This window comes from Streptomyces sp. NPDC050418, from assembly GCF_044458745.1.
Taxonomy (GTDB): domain Bacteria; phylum Actinomycetota; class Actinomycetes; order Streptomycetales; family Streptomycetaceae; genus Streptomyces.
The window spans coordinates 118143-137578 of record NZ_JBITIG010000013.1 but is presented as its reverse complement, the minus strand read 5'-3'; the positions used below and the strand labels follow the sequence as shown (position 1 = coordinate 137578).

General features: G+C 71.6%; 12 protein-coding genes. 3 read left to right on the top strand and 9 right to left on the bottom strand.

What is annotated here, in order from left to right:
• Nucleotides 1-48: 48 nt before the first annotated feature.
• Genes ACIBI4_RS28855 through ACIBI4_RS28845 form a run of 3 tightly spaced genes read right to left on the bottom strand, consistent with a single transcriptional unit; the run spans nucleotide 49 to nucleotide 5298 of the window.
• A complete protein-coding gene (locus tag ACIBI4_RS28855; protein WP_399207041.1) occupies nucleotides 49-1512 on the bottom strand; it encodes a maltokinase in 1464 nt (487 codons plus the stop codon).
• A 56-nt stretch (nucleotides 1513-1568) separates the two neighbouring features.
• Nucleotides 1569-3269, bottom strand: a complete 1701-nt coding sequence (treS, locus tag ACIBI4_RS28850) for a maltose alpha-D-glucosyltransferase (RefSeq protein WP_399207039.1) — start codon at nucleotides 3267-3269, stop codon at nucleotides 1569-1571.
• Between the two features lie 19 nt (nucleotides 3270-3288).
• The gene (locus ACIBI4_RS28845; protein ID WP_399207038.1) at nucleotides 3289-5298 is read right to left on the bottom strand and encodes an alpha-1,4-glucan--maltose-1-phosphate maltosyltransferase; all 2010 of its coding nucleotides are present in this window, start codon (nucleotides 5296-5298) and stop codon (nucleotides 3289-3291) included.
• A 260-nt stretch (nucleotides 5299-5558) separates the two neighbouring features.
• Here ACIBI4_RS28845 and ACIBI4_RS28840 point away from each other — a divergent pair, with 260 nt between their 5' ends.
• Complete coding sequence (locus ACIBI4_RS28840) at nucleotides 5559-5762, top strand: cold-shock protein (RefSeq protein WP_399207037.1); 204 nt, start codon at nucleotides 5559-5561, stop codon at nucleotides 5760-5762.
• A 159-nt stretch (nucleotides 5763-5921) separates the two neighbouring features.
• Nucleotides 5922-7445, top strand: a complete 1524-nt coding sequence (locus ACIBI4_RS28835) for a DEAD/DEAH box helicase (protein ID WP_399207036.1) — start codon at nucleotides 5922-5924, stop codon at nucleotides 7443-7445.
• Nucleotides 7446-7565: 120 nt separating this feature from the next.
• Here ACIBI4_RS28835 and ACIBI4_RS28830 read toward each other — a convergent pair whose 3' ends face one another.
• From ACIBI4_RS28830 to ACIBI4_RS28805, 6 genes are all read right to left on the bottom strand, one after another.
• Nucleotides 7566-8762: a S8 family peptidase gene (locus ACIBI4_RS28830; RefSeq protein ID WP_399207035.1), complete on the bottom strand. Its 1197-nt coding sequence runs from the start codon at nucleotides 8760-8762 to the stop codon at nucleotides 7566-7568.
• Nucleotides 8763-8963: 201 nt separating this feature from the next.
• Complete coding sequence (locus ACIBI4_RS28825; RefSeq protein ID WP_399207034.1) at nucleotides 8964-9878, bottom strand: hypothetical protein; 915 nt, start codon at nucleotides 9876-9878, stop codon at nucleotides 8964-8966.
• A 10-nt stretch (nucleotides 9879-9888) separates the two neighbouring features.
• Complete coding sequence (locus tag ACIBI4_RS28820; protein WP_399207147.1) at nucleotides 9889-10632, bottom strand: serine/threonine protein kinase; 744 nt, start codon at nucleotides 10630-10632, stop codon at nucleotides 9889-9891.
• 8 nt (nucleotides 10633-10640) lie between these two features.
• Nucleotides 10641-13118: a protein kinase gene (locus ACIBI4_RS28815; RefSeq protein WP_399207032.1), complete on the bottom strand. Its 2478-nt coding sequence runs from the start codon at nucleotides 13116-13118 to the stop codon at nucleotides 10641-10643.
• A 91-nt stretch (nucleotides 13119-13209) separates the two neighbouring features.
• A complete protein-coding gene (locus tag ACIBI4_RS28810; RefSeq protein WP_399207031.1) occupies nucleotides 13210-14823 on the bottom strand; it encodes a protein kinase in 1614 nt (537 codons plus the stop codon).
• Nucleotides 14824-14887: 64 nt separating this feature from the next.
• Nucleotides 14888-15871: a helix-turn-helix domain-containing protein gene (locus ACIBI4_RS28805; RefSeq protein WP_399207030.1), complete on the bottom strand. Its 984-nt coding sequence runs from the start codon at nucleotides 15869-15871 to the stop codon at nucleotides 14888-14890.
• A gap of 216 nt (nucleotides 15872-16087) precedes the next feature.
• Between ACIBI4_RS28805 and glgP the strand changes: the two genes are divergently transcribed.
• Complete coding sequence (gene glgP / locus ACIBI4_RS28800) at nucleotides 16088-18700, top strand: alpha-glucan family phosphorylase (protein WP_399207029.1); 2613 nt, start codon at nucleotides 16088-16090, stop codon at nucleotides 18698-18700.
• Nucleotides 18701-19436 lie beyond the last annotated feature (736 nt).

Here is a 19436-nt window from a genome sequence, read left to right as displayed (position 1 = left end):
GGCCTCCTCGTGGGGGTACGGGCCGGCTGGGCGTGGTGCGGGGGCCGTTCAGCGGTCGTCGTGGTCGTGGTCGTGGTCGCGGTCAGGTTCGGTCGGTCCGGCCAGGCGGCGGATCGCCGCCATCGGGACCGGGAGCCAGTCGGGGCGGTGGCGGGCCTCGTACAGGACCTCGTAGACCGCCTTGTCGGTCTCGTAGGCGCGCAGCAGCGCGGGGTGCGCGGAGGGGTCGGTGCCGCCGGCGGTGACGTAGCCCGCGCAGTACGCCTCCCGGCACCGCCGCGCCCAGGCGGGCGCCCAGGGCCGGTGCGTACGGGCCGCGTAGTCGAAGGACCGCAGCATCCCCGCGACGTCGCGCATCGCGGGCTGCGGGCGGACGCGCTCGGCGAGCGGCCGGGCGGGCTCGCCCTCGAAGTCGATCACCGACCATTCGGACCGGCCGCCCTCCACCTCGGAGCCCTCCACCCCGGAGCCCCCCACCTCCGTACCGCGGCCACCGACGCGCAGACACTGCCCCAGATGCAGATCCCCGTGCACTCGCTGAGCGAACAGCTCATCGGCGTCCGGGAGTTCACGCAGCGCCTCGTACGCCGTTGCCAGCGCCCCCGCGTACGGCCGCAGCATCGGCACGTTCCGCGCCGCGTCCCGCAGCCGCTCCAGCATCCCGTCCGCCAGGAGCGCGCGCTGCGGCCCTCCGAGCGAGACCGTGGGGGCGGCCGAGGCGAGCGCCGCGTGCACCTCGGCGGTGGCGCGGCCGAGCGCCGCGGCCTCGGGGGCGAAGTCGTCCCCCTTGGCCAGCGCCCGCAGCGCCAGCTCCCAGCCGTCCTCGGCGCCCGCGAGATACGGCTGGAGCACCCCGAGCGTGACGGGCTCGTCCAGCTCGGCGACGCACCACGCGACCGGCGCGGGCACCCGGGCGCAGCCCGCGCGGGCGAGCAGCAGGGGGAGTTCGAGGTCGGGATTCACGCCCGGGGTGACCCGGCGGAAGAGCTTGAGGATGTACGTATCGCCGTACACCAGCGAGGAGTTGGACTGCTCGACGCCGAGCAGCCGGGGTGCCAGACCGCCGGGCACGTCACCGGACCTCGTGAAGCGCAGTACGCCGTGGCGGCCCGGCACCCGTAACCGTTCGAGAAGGAGCGCGGCGACCCGCGGATCGTGCAGCCCCTCGTACACCGCGCACCCCGCGAGCGGCCCGTGCGTGGCGTGCCCGATCAGAGCCGGGGCGAGCGACGGGGGCAGGGTGGGGCGGATGCCGAGCAGCAGTTGGTAGCAGTCGCCCGGGCCCGAGTCATCGGCGAGCGCGGGCTGTTCGGCCCGGAGCAGCAGATGCAGCAGCCGGGGACCGGGGCCCGGCAGCAGCTCGGTCACGGCCACCGGAGAGAACCCGGTGACGGGCCGCCCTTTCCCCGCGAACCACCGCTGCCGCGGCAGCCACGCCCGTAACAGCGGATCGAGTGAGGTGAGAAGGCCCGGCGGCGCGTTCGCCGCCGGACGTATGACGGCTTCCGACATGGCGCGTGTCCTTTCCCCGGTCCGATGGCGGGAGGAGAGGCGTGCCTGGTCCCAAATTACGTCGGGTCGGTCCGCAGCCGGAACCAGTAGAACCCGTGCCCCGCGAGGGTGAGCAGATAGGGCAGTTCACCGATCGCGGGAAAGCGGACCCCGCCGATCAGCTCCACCGGATGCCGTCCGCTGAAGGACTGCAGGTCGAGCTCGGTGGGCTGGGGGAAGCGCGAGAAGTTGTGCACGCACAGCACGAGGTCGTCGCCGTGCTCGCGCAGGAAGGCGAGAACGGCCGGGTTGGACGAGGGCAGTTCGGTGTACGAGCCGAGGCCGAAGGCCGGGTTCTGCTTACGGATCTCGATCATTCGCCGCGTCCAGTGAAGCAGCGAGGACGGGGACGACATCGAGGCCTCGACGTTCGTCACCTGGTAGCCGTAGACCGGGTCCATGATCGTGGGGAGGTAGAGCCGCCCCGGATCGCAGGACGAGAAGCCCGCGTTGCGGTCGGGGGTCCACTGCATGGGGGTGCGTACGGCGTCCCGGTCACCGAGCCAGATGTTGTCGCCCATCCCGATCTCGTCCCCGTAATAGAGGATCGGCGATCCGGGCAGCGAGAGCAGCAGGGCCGTGAACAGTTCGATCTGGTTGCGGTCGTTGTCGAGCAGCGGGGCCAGACGGCGGCGGATGCCGATGTTGGCACGCATCCGCGGGTCCTTGGCGTACTCCGCGTACATGTAGTCGCGCTCTTCGTCCGTGACCATTTCGAGGGTGAGCTCGTCGTGGTTGCGCAGGAAGATGCCCCACTGGCAGCCGGCCGGGATCGCCGGTGTCTTGGCGAGGATCTCCGAGACCGGGTAGCGCGATTCGCGTCGTACGGCCATGAAGATCCGCGGCATCACGGGGAAGTGGAAGGCCATATGGCATTCGTCCCCGCCCTCCTGGAAGTCGCCGAAGTAGTCGACCACGTCCTCGGGCCACTGGTTGGCCTCGGCGAGCAGCACGGTGTCGGGGTAGTGCTGGTCGATCTCCTTGCGGACCCGCTTGAGCAGTTCGTGCGTACGCGGCAGGTTCTCGCAGTTGGTGCCCTCCTCCGCGTACAGATACGGCACCGCGTCGAGCCGGAAGCCGTCGATGCCGAGATCGAGCCAGAACCGCAGAGCGGAGACGATCTCCTCCTGCACCGCCGGGTTCTCGAAGTTGAGGTCCGGCTGGTGGGCGAAGAAGCGGTGCCAGAAGTACTGCTTGCGGACCGGGTCGAAGGTCCAGTTGGAGGTCTCCGTGTCGACGAAGATGATCCGGGCGTCCTGGTACTGCTTGTCGTCGTCGGCCCAGACGTAGTAGTCCCCGTACGGGCCGTCGGGGTTGGCGCGCGACTCCTGGAACCACGGGTGCTGGTCGCTGGTGTGGTTCATGACGAAGTCGATGATCACGCGCATCCCGCGCTGGTGCGCGGCGTCCACGAACTCGACGAAGTCCGCCAGGTCACCGAAGTCCGGCAGGACGGCCGTGTAGTCGGAGACGTCATAGCCGCCGTCGCGCAGCGGCGAGGCGAAGAACGGCGGCAGCCACAGGCAGTCCACACCGAGCCACTGCAGATAGTCGAGCTTGGCGGTGATGCCCTTCAGGTCGCCGATGCCGTCACCGTTGCTGTCCTGGAAGGAGCGGACGAGGACCTCGTAGAAGACGGCGCGTTTGAACCACTCCGGGTCACGGTCCTTGGCGGGGGTGTCCTCGAAGGTGTCCGGGACGGGCTCATTGACGATCATGGGTGGGTGACCCTCCGATTCACGGCGAGGACGGTCGCAGGACGGTGAGGATGTGTGCGGGCGCGCGGCCCGGTTCGAGGCGCACGTAATTGGCCCTGCCCCAGTGGTAGACCTCGCCGGTGAGCTCATCGCGCACGTCGGTGAACTCATGCCGGTCGAGGCCGAGTTGCGGCATGTCCAACGAGACGGTGGCCTCCTGGGTGTGGTGGGCATCCAGGTTCACGACCACCACAACCGTGTTCGGGCCATGCGTTTTCGAGTACGCGATGACGGCGTCGTTGTCGACCTCGTGGAAGTGGATCCGGCGCAGCTGCCGCAGGGCCGGGCTGTTGCGGCGGATGCTGTTGAGACGCGTGATCAACGGGGCGATCGAGCGGCCCGCGCGCTCGGCCGCCGCCCAGTCGCGCGGCCTGAGCTGATACTTCTCGGAGTCCAGATACTCCTCGCTGCCGCGCCGCAGCGCAGTGTTCTCGCACAGCTCGTAGCCGCTGTAGACACCCCAGGTGGGGGAGAGGGTCGCCGCCAGGACCGCCCGCACCTCGAAGGCGGGGCGCCCGCCCTCCTGGAGATAGGCGTGCAGGATGTCCGGCGTGTTCACGAAGAAGTTCGGGCGCATGTAGTGCGCCGTCTCACGCGCCAACTCCTCGGCGTACTCGGTCAGTTCGCGCTTCTCATTACGCCAGGTGAAGTACGTGTACGACTGCTGGAAGCCGATCGAGGCCAGAGCGCGCATCATCGCGGGCCGCGTGAACGCCTCCGCGAGGAAGAGCACATCGGGGTCCGTGCGCCGGATCTCGCCGAGCACCCGCTCCCAGAACACCACCGGTTTCGTGTGCGGATTGTCCACGCGGAAGATCCGTACACCGTGGTCCATCCAGTGCCGCAGGACGCGCAGGGTCTCGCCGACCAGGCCCGGCATGTCCTGGTCGAAGGCGATCGGATAGATGTCCTGGTACTTCTTCGGCGGGTTCTCCGCGTACGCGATCGTGCCGTCCGCGCGGTGATGGAACCACTCCGGGTGCTTGCCGACCCAGGGGTGGTCGGGGGAGCACTGCAGCGCGAAGTCGAGCGCGACCTCCAGACGGTGGCGCGCGGCCTCGGCGACGAACGCGTCGAAGTCCTCGATCGTCCCCAGATCCGGGTGGACCGCGTCGTGCCCGCCGTCCGGCGAACCGATCGCCCACGGGACGCCGACGTCGTCGGGCTCCGGCGAGAGGCTGTTGTTGCGGCCCTTGCGGAAGGTGGTGCCGATGGGGTGGACGGGCGGCAGATAGACCACGTCGAAGCCCATCGCGGCGATGGCGGGCAGCCGCTCGGCGGCCGTGCGCAGGGTGCCGCCGGTCCGGGTCCCGTCGGGCAGCGTCCGCACGCCCTCGGAGCGCGGGAAGAACTCGTACCACGAGCCGAACAGCGCGCGGGTGCGCTCCACGAGCAGCGGTAACTCGGCGGAAGCGCTGACGAGGTCCCGTAACGGATGACGCCTCAGCGCCTGGTCCACCTGCGGGGTGAGCGCCGCCGCGAGCCGCGCGCTCGCCGGCCTGCGGGTGTCCCGGAGCGCCTCCGCGGCCCGCAGCACGGCGTCCCGGCCCGCGGCCTTCGGCACGCCGGCGGCGGCGCGCTCATACAGCGCGGCGCCTTCCTCCAGGACGAGCTCGGTGTCGATCCCGGCCGGGATCTTGATCCCCGCGTGATGCCGCCACGTCGCGACCGGATCGCCCCAGGCCTCCACGCGGTACGTCCACAGCCCCTCGCTGTCCGCGCGCACCTCGGCGCCCCAGCGGTCGGTGCCGGGGGCCAGTTCCCGCATCGGGGTCCATGGGCCCTCCGTCCCGTCCGGCGCGGTCAGGACGACATTCGCGGCGACCGCGTCATGGCCCTCGCGGAACACGGTGGCGGTGACCTGGAAGGTCTCGCCCGCGACGGATTTCACGGGTCTGCGGCCGCAGTCGAGGAGGGGCCGTACGTCGAGGACGGGGATCCGCCCGACGGTGGCGGAGGATATGGATCCGCCGGCGGCGGACCTGCTCACGCTTGGCTTCACGGCATCACCTGGGGGTGGGTGGCGGGGTGGTGCGGAGCGCGTACCGGGGGAGCCTTCCACGCTCCCGGGCCGGGCAATCCGGTGCTTTGTTACCTACTAGCGCGTAAGCGCGCAGACAAGACGTGGCGGGCCCCGAGCGCGGCGTGGTGAGCGGCGGACGCAAAGTGGGTTACCCTGGTGTCTGACTTCAAGCGCCTCGACGGCTGGATGCCGCGAGGCACTTTTTGTTTTTACCAAAGGAGATTGTCATGGCCACTGGAACCGTGAAGTGGTTCAATTCGGAAAAGGGCTTCGGCTTCATCGAGCAGGACGGTGGCGGCCCCGACGTCTTCGCCCACTACTCGAACATCGCCACCCAGGGCTTTCGTGAGCTGCTCGAGGGCCAGAAGGTGACCTTCGACGTCACGCAGGGCCCGAAGGGTCCGCAGGCGGAGAACATCGTTCCTGCCTGATCGCAGGCGCTGCACGACGCAGCCGGGATCGTTCACGCGATCCCGGCTGCTTCGTGATGTTTCACACAGTTTTATTTACCGGCTCGTACCTGCAATTCATTCGGCTGCTCGATTTCGCCATGAATTCCTCGATGCGTGCCCCATCGAGGAAGGTTCTCCATGAACCGTTTCAACCGTGCGAACCCGAAGAAGCACAACGGCAACCGCAACGCCGGCGGCAACGGCAATCGCAACGCCGGCCGCGGCCGCAAGCGCAGCACCCCGCCCGCGGAGTTCGCGCTCCCGGAGACCGTGACCCCCGCGCTGCCCTCCGTCGAGTCCTTCCAGGACCTCGACCTGCCGGCCGCGCTGCAGAAGACGCTGGCCGCCGAGGGCGTCACCGCGCCCTTCCCGATCCAGGCCGCCACCCTGCCGAACTCGCTCGCGGCCCGCGACGTGCTCGGCCGCGGCCGCACCGGCTCCGGCAAGACCCTCGCCTTCGGCCTCGCGCTGCTCGCGCGCACGGCAGGCCGCCGGGCCGAGCCCAAGCAGCCGCTCGGTCTCGTCCTCGTCCCCACGCGTGAGCTCGCCCAGCAGGTCACCGCGGCCCTCGCCCCGTACGCCCGGGCCGTCAATCTGCGCATGGCCACCGTCGTCGGCGGAATGTCCATCGGCCGGCAGGCCGGTGCGCTGCGCTCCGGCGCCGAGATCGTCGTCGCGACGCCCGGCCGTCTGAAGGACCTCATAGAACGGCGTGACTGCCGTCTCGACCGCGTGGCGATCACCGTCCTCGACGAAGCCGACCAGATGTGCGACCTGGGCTTCCTGCCGCAGGTCACGCAGCTGCTCGACCAGGTGCGTCCCGACGGACAGCGGATGCTGTTCTCGGCCACCCTGGACCGCAACGTCGACAAGCTCGTCCGCGGCTACCTCACCGACCCCGTCGTGCACTCCGTGGACCCGTCGGCCGGTGCCGTCACCACGATGGACCACCACCTCCTGAACATCCAGGTCGCCGACAAGTACGCGGTGACCACCGAGATCGCCGCCCGCGACGGGCGCGTGATCATGTTCCTCGACACCAAGCACGCCGTGGACAAGCTGGTGAAGCACCTGCTCGCCAGCGGCGTACGGGCCGGGGGCCTGCACGGCGGGAAGTCCCAGCCGCAGCGCACCCGTACCCTCGACCGGTTCAAGAACGGCGAGGTCACCGCGCTGGTCGCCACCAACGTCGCGGCCCGCGGCATCCACGTCGACGACCTCGACCTCGTGGTCAACGTCGACCCGCCGGGCGACCACAAGGACTACCTGCACCGCGGCGGCCGCACCGCACGCGCCGGCGAGTCCGGCAGCGTCGTCACGCTCGTGATGCCCAGCCAGCGCCGCGAGATGAGCCGGCTGATGTCCGACGCCGGCATCCGCCCGACCATCACCGACGTGCGCTCCGGCGATGCCGCGCTCACCCAGGTCACCGGTGCGCAGGCGCCGTCCGGCGTCCCGGTCGTCATGGCCGCGCCGGCCACCGACCGGCCCAAGCAGCCGCGCGGCGGCGCCCCGTTCCGCGGCCGGGGTACCCGTCGTGGCCAGCCTGCGGGCGGTGCGGGTCGTGCCGGCGGCCGTTCCGGCGGCGGTTCGCGCCGGGCCGCCGAGTCGCGGGAGATGGCGGAGGCGCGCAAGGCGGCGCGGGTGCGTCGCTCGGCCTGAGCCGACCTGACTTGACCTGACCCGACCTGATCGGATCATGGACCGGCCCCCTGTCGCGTACGAGCGACAGGGGGCCGGCCCTTCTCCGAACCCCGTGCGGGCAGCTGAACCGCCCCTGCCCTATGGGTTGTTGACCTGCAGTAGCAGATTCGGTGACCCCGGAAGCGCCCCGAACACCTTCCCCGGCGCCGCCTTCTGCCGCAGCGCCTGGGCCACCTCGGCCGGGGCGGCCGCCTGGTGGTCGCCCAGGTACAGCGCCGCCGCGCCCGCCGCGTGCGGTGCCGCCATCGACGTACCGGACTCGGTGGCGACCGCCGTGTCGCTCGCGTTCGACAGCGACGTGATCGCGCCGCCGGGCGCGAACAGGTCGAGCGCGGGACCCCAGTTGGAGAACAGCGACCGCATGTCGTTCGCGTCGGTCGAGCCGACGGTGATCGCCTCGGGTACGCGTGCGGGCGAGACGAGGCCGGCGGGCTGGGACTCGTTCCCGGCCGCGACCGTGAAGGTGATCCCGGCGGCTGTCGCGTTCCGCACGGCCGTGTCCAGGTTCGGATCGGCCGGTCCGCCCAGGCTCATGTTGACGACGGCGGGCCCGTCCTTGTGCCGCACCACCCAGTCGATGCCCGCGATGATCCCGGCGGTCGTGCCCGCGCCTTCGTCGTCGAGCACCCGCACGGCCACGATCTCGGCGTTCTTGGCGACGCCGTACTTCTCCCCGGCGATCGTCCCGGCCACATGCGTCCCGTGCCCGAGACCATCCTGGGCCACCGGGTCGTTGTCGACGAAGTCCCAGCCGTTCTGCGCCCGTCCGCCGAAGTCGCGGTGCGAGACGCGCACGCCGGTGTCGAGCACGTACACCTTCACGCCGGCGCCCGCGGACTCCGGCCAGGTATAGGAGCGGTCAAGTGGCAGCGCGGGCTGGTCGATCCGGTCCAGCCCCCAGGACGGCGGGTCCGGCTGGGTGTGCTGTGTGGTCACCTTGGTGTCCTGCGCCACCGACACCACGTTCGGGTCGGCCGCGAACCGCTTGGCCTGACCGGCGCTCAGCCGTACCGCGTACCCGTTGAGCGCCTCGTCGTAGGTGTGGCTGATTCTGGCCCCGTACTTCTCGGCGAGCGACCTGCCCGCCCCGGACGCGGAATCCGTGTCCTCGTCCAGCGTGACGATGTAGCTGTTCCCGATCGCGCCGGCCTGCCCGGCCCCGAGTATCCGCCCCTCGTGCGGGGCGGCCTGCGCGGGCGCGGAGATGGCCGAGACCATCACCGCGGTGACCGCGGCGGTCACTCCGGCCGCCCGGCGCAGGCGTGTCCTGCTCATGCCCATACCGCTCGTTCCCCTCCTGGATCGGAAGTGGCCGGAAGGGGTCACGAGCGTGGTCGACGGCCCGCACCCCCTGCTTTCCCGGCGACATCAGGCAGCCTCCCGTACGCCCCGAAGTGGAACAAGGCGTACCTCCGGGGGGAATCGGCCATATCGGCTGTGCGTGGACTGTGCGTTGTGTAAAGGGTTGCGCCGGAATCAGGACAAGCCGGGGCCGGAGAGGCCGGAACGCCTGCCGGGTGCGGGGGTGGGGCCCGGGCGGGCGGAGCGGTCCCATTCCTCCATCACCGCGGTGGTCCCTGCCACCGCCAGGACGAACCCGCCCACGTGGATGGCGCAGAGCACGCAGGCGAGCAGGATGGCGCCCATCACCGGCCAGAAATCGGCTCCGTAGATCTCGTGCACATCGCCGAACGGCAGCAGATTGTAGATCCAGGCGAGCACCTGGAAGACCCCCGCGAGCCCGCCGACGACGGCGACGACGAGTGCCGTGACGACACCGAGCAGAGCCGCGGGCAGGGCGAGGGGGACGGCGACGACCCCTCCGGCGACGTTGGCGACGATGTCGCGGTTGCGGCCCCGTGCCGCCGCGTACGCGAGGAAGACCACCACAGGGATGCAGGCACAGACGGCGGCGAACAGCACGGCCTCGTCGGTGCCGAGCAGCGGACCCCAGTGCTCGGTCTCGATCCGCCGCAGCAGCTCCTCGTCGTGCTGCACGTTGATCCGCCACACCGCGGCCCCGAAGCTGCCCAGGAACCAGGAGAGTCCCACCCAGGGGACGAGGGCGAGACCGAGACCCAGGAACAGGGCCAGGGTGCGGCGGCCGGGAGTGCGGCCGAGGAAGCGGAGGACGCCCATGACCGAGCGCACCGTGCCGCGCGCAGCACGCCGCGAGTCCGTCCACACGGAGTGGATCCAGCTCGCCAGCATCAGTATCGAGACGAGATAGGCGAGGGCGACGACGACGGGGTTGGTCCAGCCGAAGAGCGCCCCGAGCAGCTCGATGAACAGGTCACCGGGGCTGATGTCCGGGCTCTCGGGCAGCGGTGGCGGACTGCCGTCGGCGGGCAGCACCGCAGGCAGTTCGACAGGGATTTCGGTGGGGATCACGGGGGCTCCCTCAGGGCAGCAGGGGCAGATGCTCTTCGCGTACGACGTTGAAGCGGAGGGCGAAATCGACGAGCCCTTCCTGCTTGCGGCCTTGAACGCCGGGGGACTTGGAGCCGATGCGCAGCTTCGTGTCGGCCAGGTACTTGATGTGGTAGTGGACGGCGCTCGGGGTGATGTCGCCGCAGGCCGGGAGAGGGCGCAGCCGGGCCGCGACCTGTTCCGCCGTGGGGATGGCGACGTACGAGCGGTCCTTGAGACGGGGTTCGCACAGGGCGACGAGGACCAGGAAGTACTTGGCCGTGCGGTCGAGTGCGAAGGGGACGGGCGTGAGATGGCCGGTGAGCGAGTCGCTCTCGTCGTCGAAGGCGTGCTCGGGCGCGTACACCCGGAAGGACACCAGGCCGTCCCGGGTGGGAAGCACCACCCGGGAGATCTCGAAGGGGACAGGGCAGCGAAGCCGCAGCGGTGGGACCTTGAGGTACTCGCCGGCGCCTTCCGGGTTCTCCACGGCGTACGTGTGATGACGGCTGTGGTTGGACAGGGTCCAGTAGCTGTCCGCCGGGGTGATCACGCCCGCGATCCGGGAGAGGCCGGGCTCCGGAAGGTGCAGTCCGCAGGCGCTCATGTCCCGGCCGAAGGCGAGCAGATCGCCCGCGGAGAGATGCAGCAGGTCGGCGGGGCCGCGGCTGCCGGGCGGCTCCACGATCACCGTGCTCCGAGGCGTGGACGGGGACGGGGACGGTGAGGAGAGCATGGGCATGGTCAGCTCACCGGGTCCGGGGCGAATACGTGGAAGCCCGTGTCGGTCGTCACGAGGCCGTGGCCGTTCACGGTGAAGCGCGGCACATCGAGTTCCGGCTTGTCGCTGAGGACGGCCTTGGTGCGGGCGTTCAGCGCGATCGCCGGGCCCTCGCCTTCGTCGAACCGGGCGTAGAGGACCCCGTTGCCGAGGGCGGCCGGGGTCACCACACGCTCGTCCTTCTCCAGGCTCCACAGCTTCGTGCCCGTCTTGAGGTCCCAGGCCGTGGTGGGTTCGCTGCCCATGGCGGCGAGCGTCCCTGCCCGGTCGTAGGTGAAGTTCTGCTCGGCGCCGAGCAGGATGTCGCCCTTCAGGAGCGGTCCATGGCTCTTCAGCCGGCCCGTCGCCGGATCGTGCACGCCCACCAGGCAGGCGTCGGACCATCCGCCCTCCGCGTCCCAGGAGAGCAGCAGCCGGCCGTTGAGGTCGCCGAGCACGGACGGCACCGAGTCGTCGTTGTCCCCGGGGCCCGCCTCGGGCAGCGCCTGCGCGGGACGCTTCAGGGCGGAGGAGTCCCAGGCCTTGCGTCCGGTCGTCAGATCGGTGGCCACCAGACGGTAGTCGTGGGTGAAGAGGTCGTCGTCGGCGTCCTGCCAGGTGAACGTGAGGCCCGCCGTCACCAGCGGGGTGTCGGGACCTGTGGAGATCATCTCGGCGGAGCCCGACTTGAAGTCGACGTCGATCTGGCACTGCGGGTTCTCGGGGCAGGTCACCTTGCGCTTGGGGCCGCCTCGTACGTCCGAGATCTCCGCCTTCTGGTTCTCGTCCGGCTCCTGGGTGACGAGCCAGCCGTCCACGACCGTGTACTCGCCCTCGGACGCTGCCCGTTCGACCTTGCCGAGCTGCTTGCCGGTGGCGCTGTAGACGGTGGTGGTACGGAGCGTGTCGGCCTTGTCGAGGCCGGACGCCTCCTTGGTTCTGCTCGTGTACACCTCCACGGCCGGCTCCCCGTGCCAGGTCGCCGGGAGCGCCGAACCCTTCACGGGCACCTTCCTCAGGAGCCTCCCGCTGCTCGCCGTACGGAATTCCAGCGTGCGGCCCGAGGCGCTGTCCTCGCCGGTGAGCACCACGATGCTGTTGCCCACCGGCCAGGCCTCGTCGTCCGAACTGCCCCAGGTGGCCTTGGGCTTGAGGCCCGGCAGCGGAGGCCCGGCATAGGGGGTGCCGGCGGATGGGGCGGGGGAGGCCTTGTCGGCGGCCGCCGGGCGCCGGTCCGACCGGCCGCCCGCGTCATCGCCGGGCGCCGGGTCCGGCCGCAGCAGGTAGATCGCCCCACCCGCGATCACCGCGGCACCGGCCACGCCCGCGACGGCCTTCGGCCAGAGGGCACGCGCGCCCCGTCCGGCCGCGCGGTGGCCCGCGTTCACGGCGGCCCGGCCTGCCTCACCGGCCGCGAGCCCGGGATCGCCGAAGGCGTGGGCCGGGTCCTGTACGGGCATGGGCGGGGTGTCCGGCGTGGCAGGCGGCGGAGTGTCCGGCGGAGTGGGAGGTGTCTCAGGCGGGGGTGGAGCCTGGCCCGTGAACTCGCCGCCGCTGGACAGGGATTCCTGCAGGAACCACAGGCCGAGACCGCGCCCGGCCAGCTCCGTCACCCACGCCGCGAGGTTCTGCTGCCCGCGCCGTTCCCAGTCCCCGCCGTGTTCCCCGCACGCGAGCCGGTCGAGTTCCACCGCGAACTCCTGCGCGCCGCGGGGGCGTTCCTCCGGAAGCTTGGCGAGCCCGCTGCGGATCAGCCGGAGCGCCGTCGGCGGCAGGGAGCCGTGCTCGGGCACCCGGTCGTACAGATGCTGTGCGGCGTACTGGTCGGGGCCGGGGCCCGGGAAGGGCGGGTGTCCGGTCAGGCACTGGTAGAACGTGGCGGTGGCCGCATACACGTCGGACGCCGGCGAGGCGGGCCACTGCCGCCACTGCTCCGGAGCCATATAGGGCGCGGACCCCGACAGGCCCGCCCGCTCGCCGGACCGTGCGGCGATGCCGAAGTCGAGGAGCCGGGAGACGCCTTCGGGGCCGACGATCACATTCCCCGGCTTGTAGTCGCGGTGGACCACGCCCGCGCGATGCGCCTCGGCCAGGCCGAGCAGCGAACCCTTCAGGACCGCGAGCGAGGCCTCCAGCGGCAGGGCGCCGCCGTGCTCGATGAGCTCGCTCAGGGTGATGCCCTGCGCAAGCTCCATCACGATGGCGCACCCCGTCGGGTGCTCCACCCACTGCAGGAGCGGGCTGATGTGCGGGGAGCGCAGCCGCGTGAGCAGGGCGGCCTCCTCGCGGAACGCGCCGAGGAAATGCGGGTCCCGTGCCAGAGGCCCCTTCAAGTACTTGATGGCCACCTGCCGGTAGCTCCGTTCGTCGAAGGCCAGGCAGACGATGCCCTGGGCCCCGCGGCCGAGCTCGCGGATGTTCCGGTACCCGGGCGGCGCCCAGGCCGGGGACGGTGTGGTCACCTTGCCTCCAGAGTTGGGATCGGCCCGAGTACAGCGCGGGGCGTGCGGCGGCGGTACCTCCGGGCCTGGAGGGTGCCGCGGCGGGACCGGCTCACCGGGTGCGCTCCAGGAGCGTGCGCACCCCGATGACGTCCTGGTGGTAGGGGCCCAGCGCCGACGTCATCTCGCCGAGCAGCGCGCGCAGGGTCTGCCGGGCCGATGCCGTCTCGCCCAGCGTGAGCTGGATCCGCCCGATGCGTTGCCGCAGGCCGTACAGGTCCACGGGATCAAGGCCCACGGAGCGCGCGTACGCATCGGCCAGCCACTCGTACAGCGGGCGAGCCTGGTCGAGGCGGCCGAGTTGTTCGAGGCAGGAGGCCTTGCGGAACCAGTAGTCGAGAGTCTTGCGGCTGTCGGCCCCCTCGTCCGCGGCCAGATGCGGCAGGACCAGGTCGAGCACGGCCAGGGCGTCCTCGTACCGTCCGGCCAGGATGAGCACCTGCGCGTGCTGCCGGCGGGCCACCGCGACCCCCGGGTCCTGCCCGCCGCGCTGCCGCACGGCCAAGGGCACGGCACGGTCCAGTACGTCGGCGGCGCGTGCGGGCAGTCCTTGCCCGACCAACTGCTGCGCCTGGTGGCGCGCGTCGAGCAGCGCGTCGCCGTGGGGGTCGACGACCGTGGGCAGCCGGTGCTGCGTCGCGCCCGCGGCGGCAGGCGCGGCCGCCGGCGCGTCCTCGACGGCGGGCGCGAACGGGAAGCGGAACGGACGGGTCGGATCGCACGCCGGGTGCGGGGCGAGTGCCGCCGCCCCGTCCGTGCAGACGGGAGGCAGCAGCGGCAGCAGTCGCCGGTAGACCTCGCGTGCGTCGCCGGGGCGCAGCCCTGGATCCTTGGCGAGCAGCTCATGCACCAGCGCAGTGAGCGCTTCGGGCAGGTCCTGACGGTGCGCGTGCAGGGGCGCGGGCTCCTCCTGCCAGTGCCGGATCAGGATCTCCATCCGCGTCTCGCCTGTGAACGGGGGTGCGCCGGCGAGGAGTTCGTACAGGACACAGCCGAGTGCGTACAGATCACAGGCGGGGGTGGCCGCCCCCTCGCGGCTCTGTTCCGGCGCCATGTACGCGGGGGTGCCGAGCGGCTCGCCCCGGCGGGTCAGCTTGGTGCCCTCGTCGTTCACGAGGGACGCGATGCCCAGGTCGAGCAGGACCACGGTGCCGTCCGTGCGGACCATGACGTTCTGCGGTTTGACGTCACGGTGGACCACGGGCGCGGCATGCACCGCGGCCAGCGCGGCGGCCAGTTGGGCGCCGACGGCCACGGCCGTTTGCCACGGAGCCGGATGCCAGGCGGGCGCGAGCCCGGACAGATCCCGGCCCTCGACCAGTTGCATGACCAGGTAGAAGGCCTCTTCGCCGACCGCCCCCGTGTCGTACACGGGTACGAGCCCCGGGTGCTCGATGCGCGCGGCGGCCCGGCACTCGCGCTCGAAGCGCCGCAGCAGTACGGCGCGGTGGGGATGCTCCAGGATCACGTCGCTGACGAGCTTCACCGCCACGCGCCGGTCGAACCGCTCGTCGTACGCGGCCCAGACCTCGCCCATGCCGCCCCGGCCCACGCGTTCGAGCAGCGCGTAGCGGCCCACCGATTTGTGCACCGTACGGCCCCCGCTCCTGTGCACGCCTTCGCCCCTGCCCGAACCGGCCTTGGTCCTGGCCGGAATGGAGGTCACGGATCGTAGGCGACCGCGGTGCCGGATCAGCCGGCGGAGTTTTCCTGAGGGGCAAAAGGCGAGGTCAGTTGGGGTTGTCGTGACGGAGCAGGATGCTGCCGCGCGCGGTGACGGTGTGCACCACGTGGGTTCCGCGCCGTTCGCTGTCGATGAGTCCCGCGTTCCGCAGCACCTTCAGGTGATTGGAGACCACGGAGTCCCGCAGCCCCGTGAGCCGTGCGACGGCCCCCGTCGTCGAGGCGGTGCGCAGTGCGGCGAGCACCCGCGCCCGGTTGGCGCCGAGGAGCGCGTCGAGAGCCGCGTCGCCCGGCCCGTCGTCCGGTGGGTCCTGCAGCGGATAGACGACCACGGGCGGCAGGTGCGGGTCGACGATCGCGACCGGCAGCCGGTCGCAGAAGTACGAAGGGACGAAGCAGATGCCGCGCCCGCGCAGCCGGATGTCCCAGTCCATCGGATACGGAGCGGACAGCACCGGATCCTTCCAGGTGAAGGGGGCCATCGCGGACAGCAGAGCCGAGAAGCCGTGTTCGAGCGCGCCGAGCCGACGAGCGCGGTCCATCTCGACCGTGGCCGTCACGCGGGTCCACTCGGGGCGTATCAACTGCTCGTGAACGACCTCGAACGACCGGGACACTTCGGCCATCGCCGTACCGTCGGCATCCGCGAGGCGCCCGGTCCAGCGCGGCAGCTGACGCCGCCCCGCCGCCACCGCCAGCTCGCGCGCCACCCGGCTGCGCGGAGTCGAGCGCAACGCGTCGAGACCGGCGTCCAGGCCCTCCGAGGCGTCCAGCGGTGTGAGGAAGTCGGGGAAGTACGTGGCGGTGGCGGGAGCGAGATCCGTGAGCAGCCGGCACGCCGCCCGTATATCGCTGTCCATCCGCCGGCGCGCACCCGCCTTCCAGGCCCGCAGCCGCGCGTCGAGCAGCCCGTTCGCGGTCGTCAGGACCTGCACACCGAGCACCGCGTCCCACATGGGATCGGGCTGCCTGGCCAGCTGTGTGAGCAGCAGATCCTGCGGCGTGAAGTGGATACGCAGTGTGCCGGACATGGCAGGAGGGTAGCCGTGCGGGCCGGTGCGGGCCGGGGCGCATCGGGAACCCGGCGGACCTCCGTATGCCGCCCGCGCCGCCCGGGAGCCGCTATCCGCCGCCTCCGCCCGCCGCTACCGTCGAAGGCGACGAGGGGGACGTACGACGGTGTGTGTCCCCGTATCCCGGTTCTCCGTATTCCCTGTGCGCGTCGGCCCCTTGCGAAGGTGGAACCCGTGAAGGCAATTCGTCGATTCACCGTGCGTCCCGTGCTCCCCGAGCCCCTGCAGCCACTCAGCGGTCTCGCCCGCAACCTCCGCTGGTCCTGGCACGCGGGGACCAGGGAGCTCTTCGCCTCCGTCGATCCTGGGCGGTGGGACGGGGATCCCGTGCACCTGCTCGGGACCGTGCCGCCGTCGCGGCTCGACGAGCTCGCCGGGGACGAGGAGTTCCTCGGCCGGCTGCGCGCGGTCTTTGAGGACTTACGGGAGTACGTGACCGGGGAGCGCTGGTACCAGCAGGAGTCCGGTGCCGGGGCGCCCGCCGGGATCGCCTACTTCTCGCCCGAGTTCGGGATCACCGCGGCGCTGCCCCAGTACTCCGGCGGTCTCGGCATCCTCGCCGGTGACCATCTGAAGGCCGCGAGTGATCTCGGGGTGCCGCTCATCGGTGTCGGGCTGCTCTACCGGCACGGCTACTTCCGGCAGTCGCTCTCCCGGGACGGCTGGCAGCAGGAGCAGTACCCCGTGCTCGACCCCAACGAGCTGCCGGTCACGCTCCTCGAGGAGCCCGACGGCACGCCCAGCCAGGTGGCGCTCGCGCTGCCGCACGGACGCCGGCTGCGGGCCCAGGTGTGGCAGGCCCAAGTCGGCCGCGTACCCCTGCTGTTGCTCGACTCGGACGTCGAGGAGAACGACCCGGGGGAGCGGGATGTCACCGACCGGCTCTACGGCGGCGGCAGCGAGCACCGGCTGCTGCAGGAGATGCTGCTCGGGATCGGCGGGGTGCGGGCCGTGCGGACGTACTGCCGCCTGAGCGGTCACGCCGAACCCGAGGTGTTCCACACGAACGAAGGCCACGCGGGCTTCCTCGGTCTTGAGCGGATCGCCGAACTCACCGAGCAGGGCGTGGAGTTCGATGCCGCCCTCGAAGTCGTACGGGCCGGGACCGTGTTCACCACGCACACGCCCGTGCCCGCCGGGATCGACCGCTTCGACCGCGAGCTGGTCGCCCGGCACTTCGGCCCCGGCGCCGAGCTGCCCGGCATCGACGTGCAGCGAGTCCTTGGGCTAGGGATGGAGACATACGCGGGCGGCGAGCCGAATCTGTTCAACATGGCCGTGATGGGGCTGCGGCTCGCGGCCCGCGCCAACGGGGTGTCGACGCTGCACGGACGGGTCAGCCGCGAGATGTTCGCCGGGCTTTGGCCGGGATTCGACCCCGAGGAGGTGCCGATCACGTCGGTGACCAACGGGGTGCACGCACCGACCTGGGTCGCCCCGGAGGTGTTCCGCCTCGGCGCGCAGCAGATCGGTGCGCAGCGCACCGAGGACGCGTTCACCATCGGCGGCTCGCAACGCTGGGACGCCGTGGCGGAGATCCCCGACGACAAGATCTGGGAGCTGCGGCGGGTGCTGCGCTCCCATCTGGTCGACGAGGTACGGGCGCGCCTGCGGGCGTCCTGGCGGCAGCGGGGTGCCGGATCGGCCGAACTCGGCTGGATCGACCAGGTATTGGACCCCGATGTGCTCACCATCGGGTTCGCCCGCCGCGTGCCCTCGTACAAGCGGCTGACCCTGATGCTGCGCGACCGCGACCGGCTGATGGAGCTGCTCACGCATCCCGAGCGGCCCGTGCAGATCGTCGTCGCGGGCAAGGCGCATCCGGCGGACGACGGGGGCAAGCGGCTGATCCAGGAGCTGGTGCGGTTCGCGGACGATCCTCGCGTACGTCATCGCATCGTCTTCCTGCCCGACTACGGGATGGCGATGGCGCAGAAGCTCTATCCCGGCTGCGACGTCTGGCTCAACAATCCGCTGCGGCCCCTGGAGGCCTGTGGCACGAGCGGGATGAAGGCCGCGCTCAACGGCTGCCTCAACCTGTCCGTCCTGGACGGCTGGTGGGACGAGTGGTACGAGCCGGACTTCGGCTGGGCGATCCCCACGGCCGACGGCGCGGCCACGGACGATGACCGGCGCGACGCGCTGGAGGCGGCCGCGCTCTACGACCTCCTGGAGCAGCGGGTGGCGCCGCGCTTCTACGAGCGCGGGCCCGCGGGGCTGCCCGACCGCTGGATCGAGATGGTCCGCAGGACCCTGACCTCGCTCGGGCCGCGCGTCCTTGCGGGGCGGATGGTGCGCGAGTACGTCGCCAATCTGTACACGCCCGCCGCCCAGGCCCAGCGCGGCCTCGACCTCACGTCCGCGCGCGAACTCGCCGCGTGGAAGAGCCGGATCCGGGGTGCCTGGCCGCATATCGCGGTCGACCACGTGGAGTCCGCGGCCGGCGGTTCGACGGCGGAGCTCGGCGCGACCGTCGCCCTGCGGGTCCGGGTGCGCCTCGGTGAACTCCAGCCGGACGACGTCGAGGTGCAGTCCGTGACGGGCCGCGTCGACTCCTCGGACACGCTCACGGAGGCCGTGGCGACCCCGCTGAAGCCGGCGGGCGGCCCGGACCTGGAGGGCCGCTGGATCTACGAGGGCCCCCTGGCCCTCGACCGCACGGGCCCGTTCGGCTACACGGTCCGCATCCTCCCGTCCCACCGCCTCCTCACGTCCCCACAGGAACTGGGCCTGGTCGCCCTGCCGTCGGAGCTGACGGGGGAGGGGGCCGGGGTGCTGATGCGGTGAGGTGGGGGTGGGTGCGTGGGGCGAGGGGCGCACGAGGGGTGGGTACGGGGCGCTCGGCCCGCGAGGCGCCAGGTCCGCGAGGCGCCAGGTCCGCGAGGCGCCAGGTCCGCGAGGCGCCAGGCCCGCGAGCGTCGGGCCCGGGTGTGAGGTGCGCCCGGGCGGCCGGCGTGGCGCGTCGGCGCGGACGAGGTGCCGGGGGACCTGAGGTGCGAGGGCCGCACAAGGTGCCGGGCCAGGTGTGAGGTGAGCCCGGGCGGCATGGGGGACCGCCCGGGCTCCGGGGAAGTGCGACGCATGCGGGTGCTTGGCTGCTGCGCGCGCGTTGGCAGCGTGACAGCGCTGACGGGTCCATGCCAGACCGCCCCCGCACCGGTTGGCCGGATCTCGTCCGTTGCGCGACGTACGGCGTCCGTTACCCGGAGCAGCGGCCGGGCCTCGGCTGTCGTTCAGGCCCTGCGTGCCGTGGCCTGAACGGCGCGCCTGCGAAGCGGTCCGCTGCGGCGCAACCGGGCAGTGGAGGCGCCGACCGCCGTGGCGTACTCGACCGGTCTGCCGGGGCGGAAATCCGTGCTCCACCCGGCCGCTCGCGGAATGGTCTCCTGTGGCCGACCCGGCCGCTCGCGGAATGGTCTCCTGTGGCCGACCCGGCCGCTCGCGGAATGGTCTCCTGTGGCCGACCCGGCCGCTCGCGGAATGGTCTCCTGTGGCCGACCCGGCCGCTCGCGGAATGGTCTCC

Excerpts from the sequence above, each read along its gene's own strand:
- ACIBI4_RS28855 (WP_399207041.1), bottom strand. The coding sequence starts at position 1,512 with ATGTCGGAAGCCGTCATACGTCCGGCGGCGAACGCGCCGCCGGGCCTT.
- treS (WP_399207039.1), bottom strand. The coding sequence starts at position 3,269 with ATGATCGTCAATGAGCCCGTCCCGGACACCTTCGAGGACACCCCCGCC.
- ACIBI4_RS28840 (WP_399207037.1), top strand. The coding sequence starts at position 5,559 with ATGGCCACTGGAACCGTGAAGTGGTTCAATTCGGAAAAGGGCTTCGGC.
- ACIBI4_RS28835 (WP_399207036.1), top strand. The coding sequence starts at position 5,922 with ATGAACCGTTTCAACCGTGCGAACCCGAAGAAGCACAACGGCAACCGC.
- ACIBI4_RS28830 (WP_399207035.1), bottom strand. The coding sequence starts at position 8,762 with ATGAGCAGGACACGCCTGCGCCGGGCGGCCGGAGTGACCGCCGCGGTC.
- ACIBI4_RS28820 (WP_399207147.1), bottom strand. The coding sequence starts at position 10,632 with ATGCTCTCCTCACCGTCCCCGTCCCCGTCCACGCCTCGGAGCACGGTG.
- ACIBI4_RS28805 (WP_399207030.1), bottom strand. The coding sequence starts at position 15,871 with ATGTCCGGCACACTGCGTATCCACTTCACGCCGCAGGATCTGCTGCTC.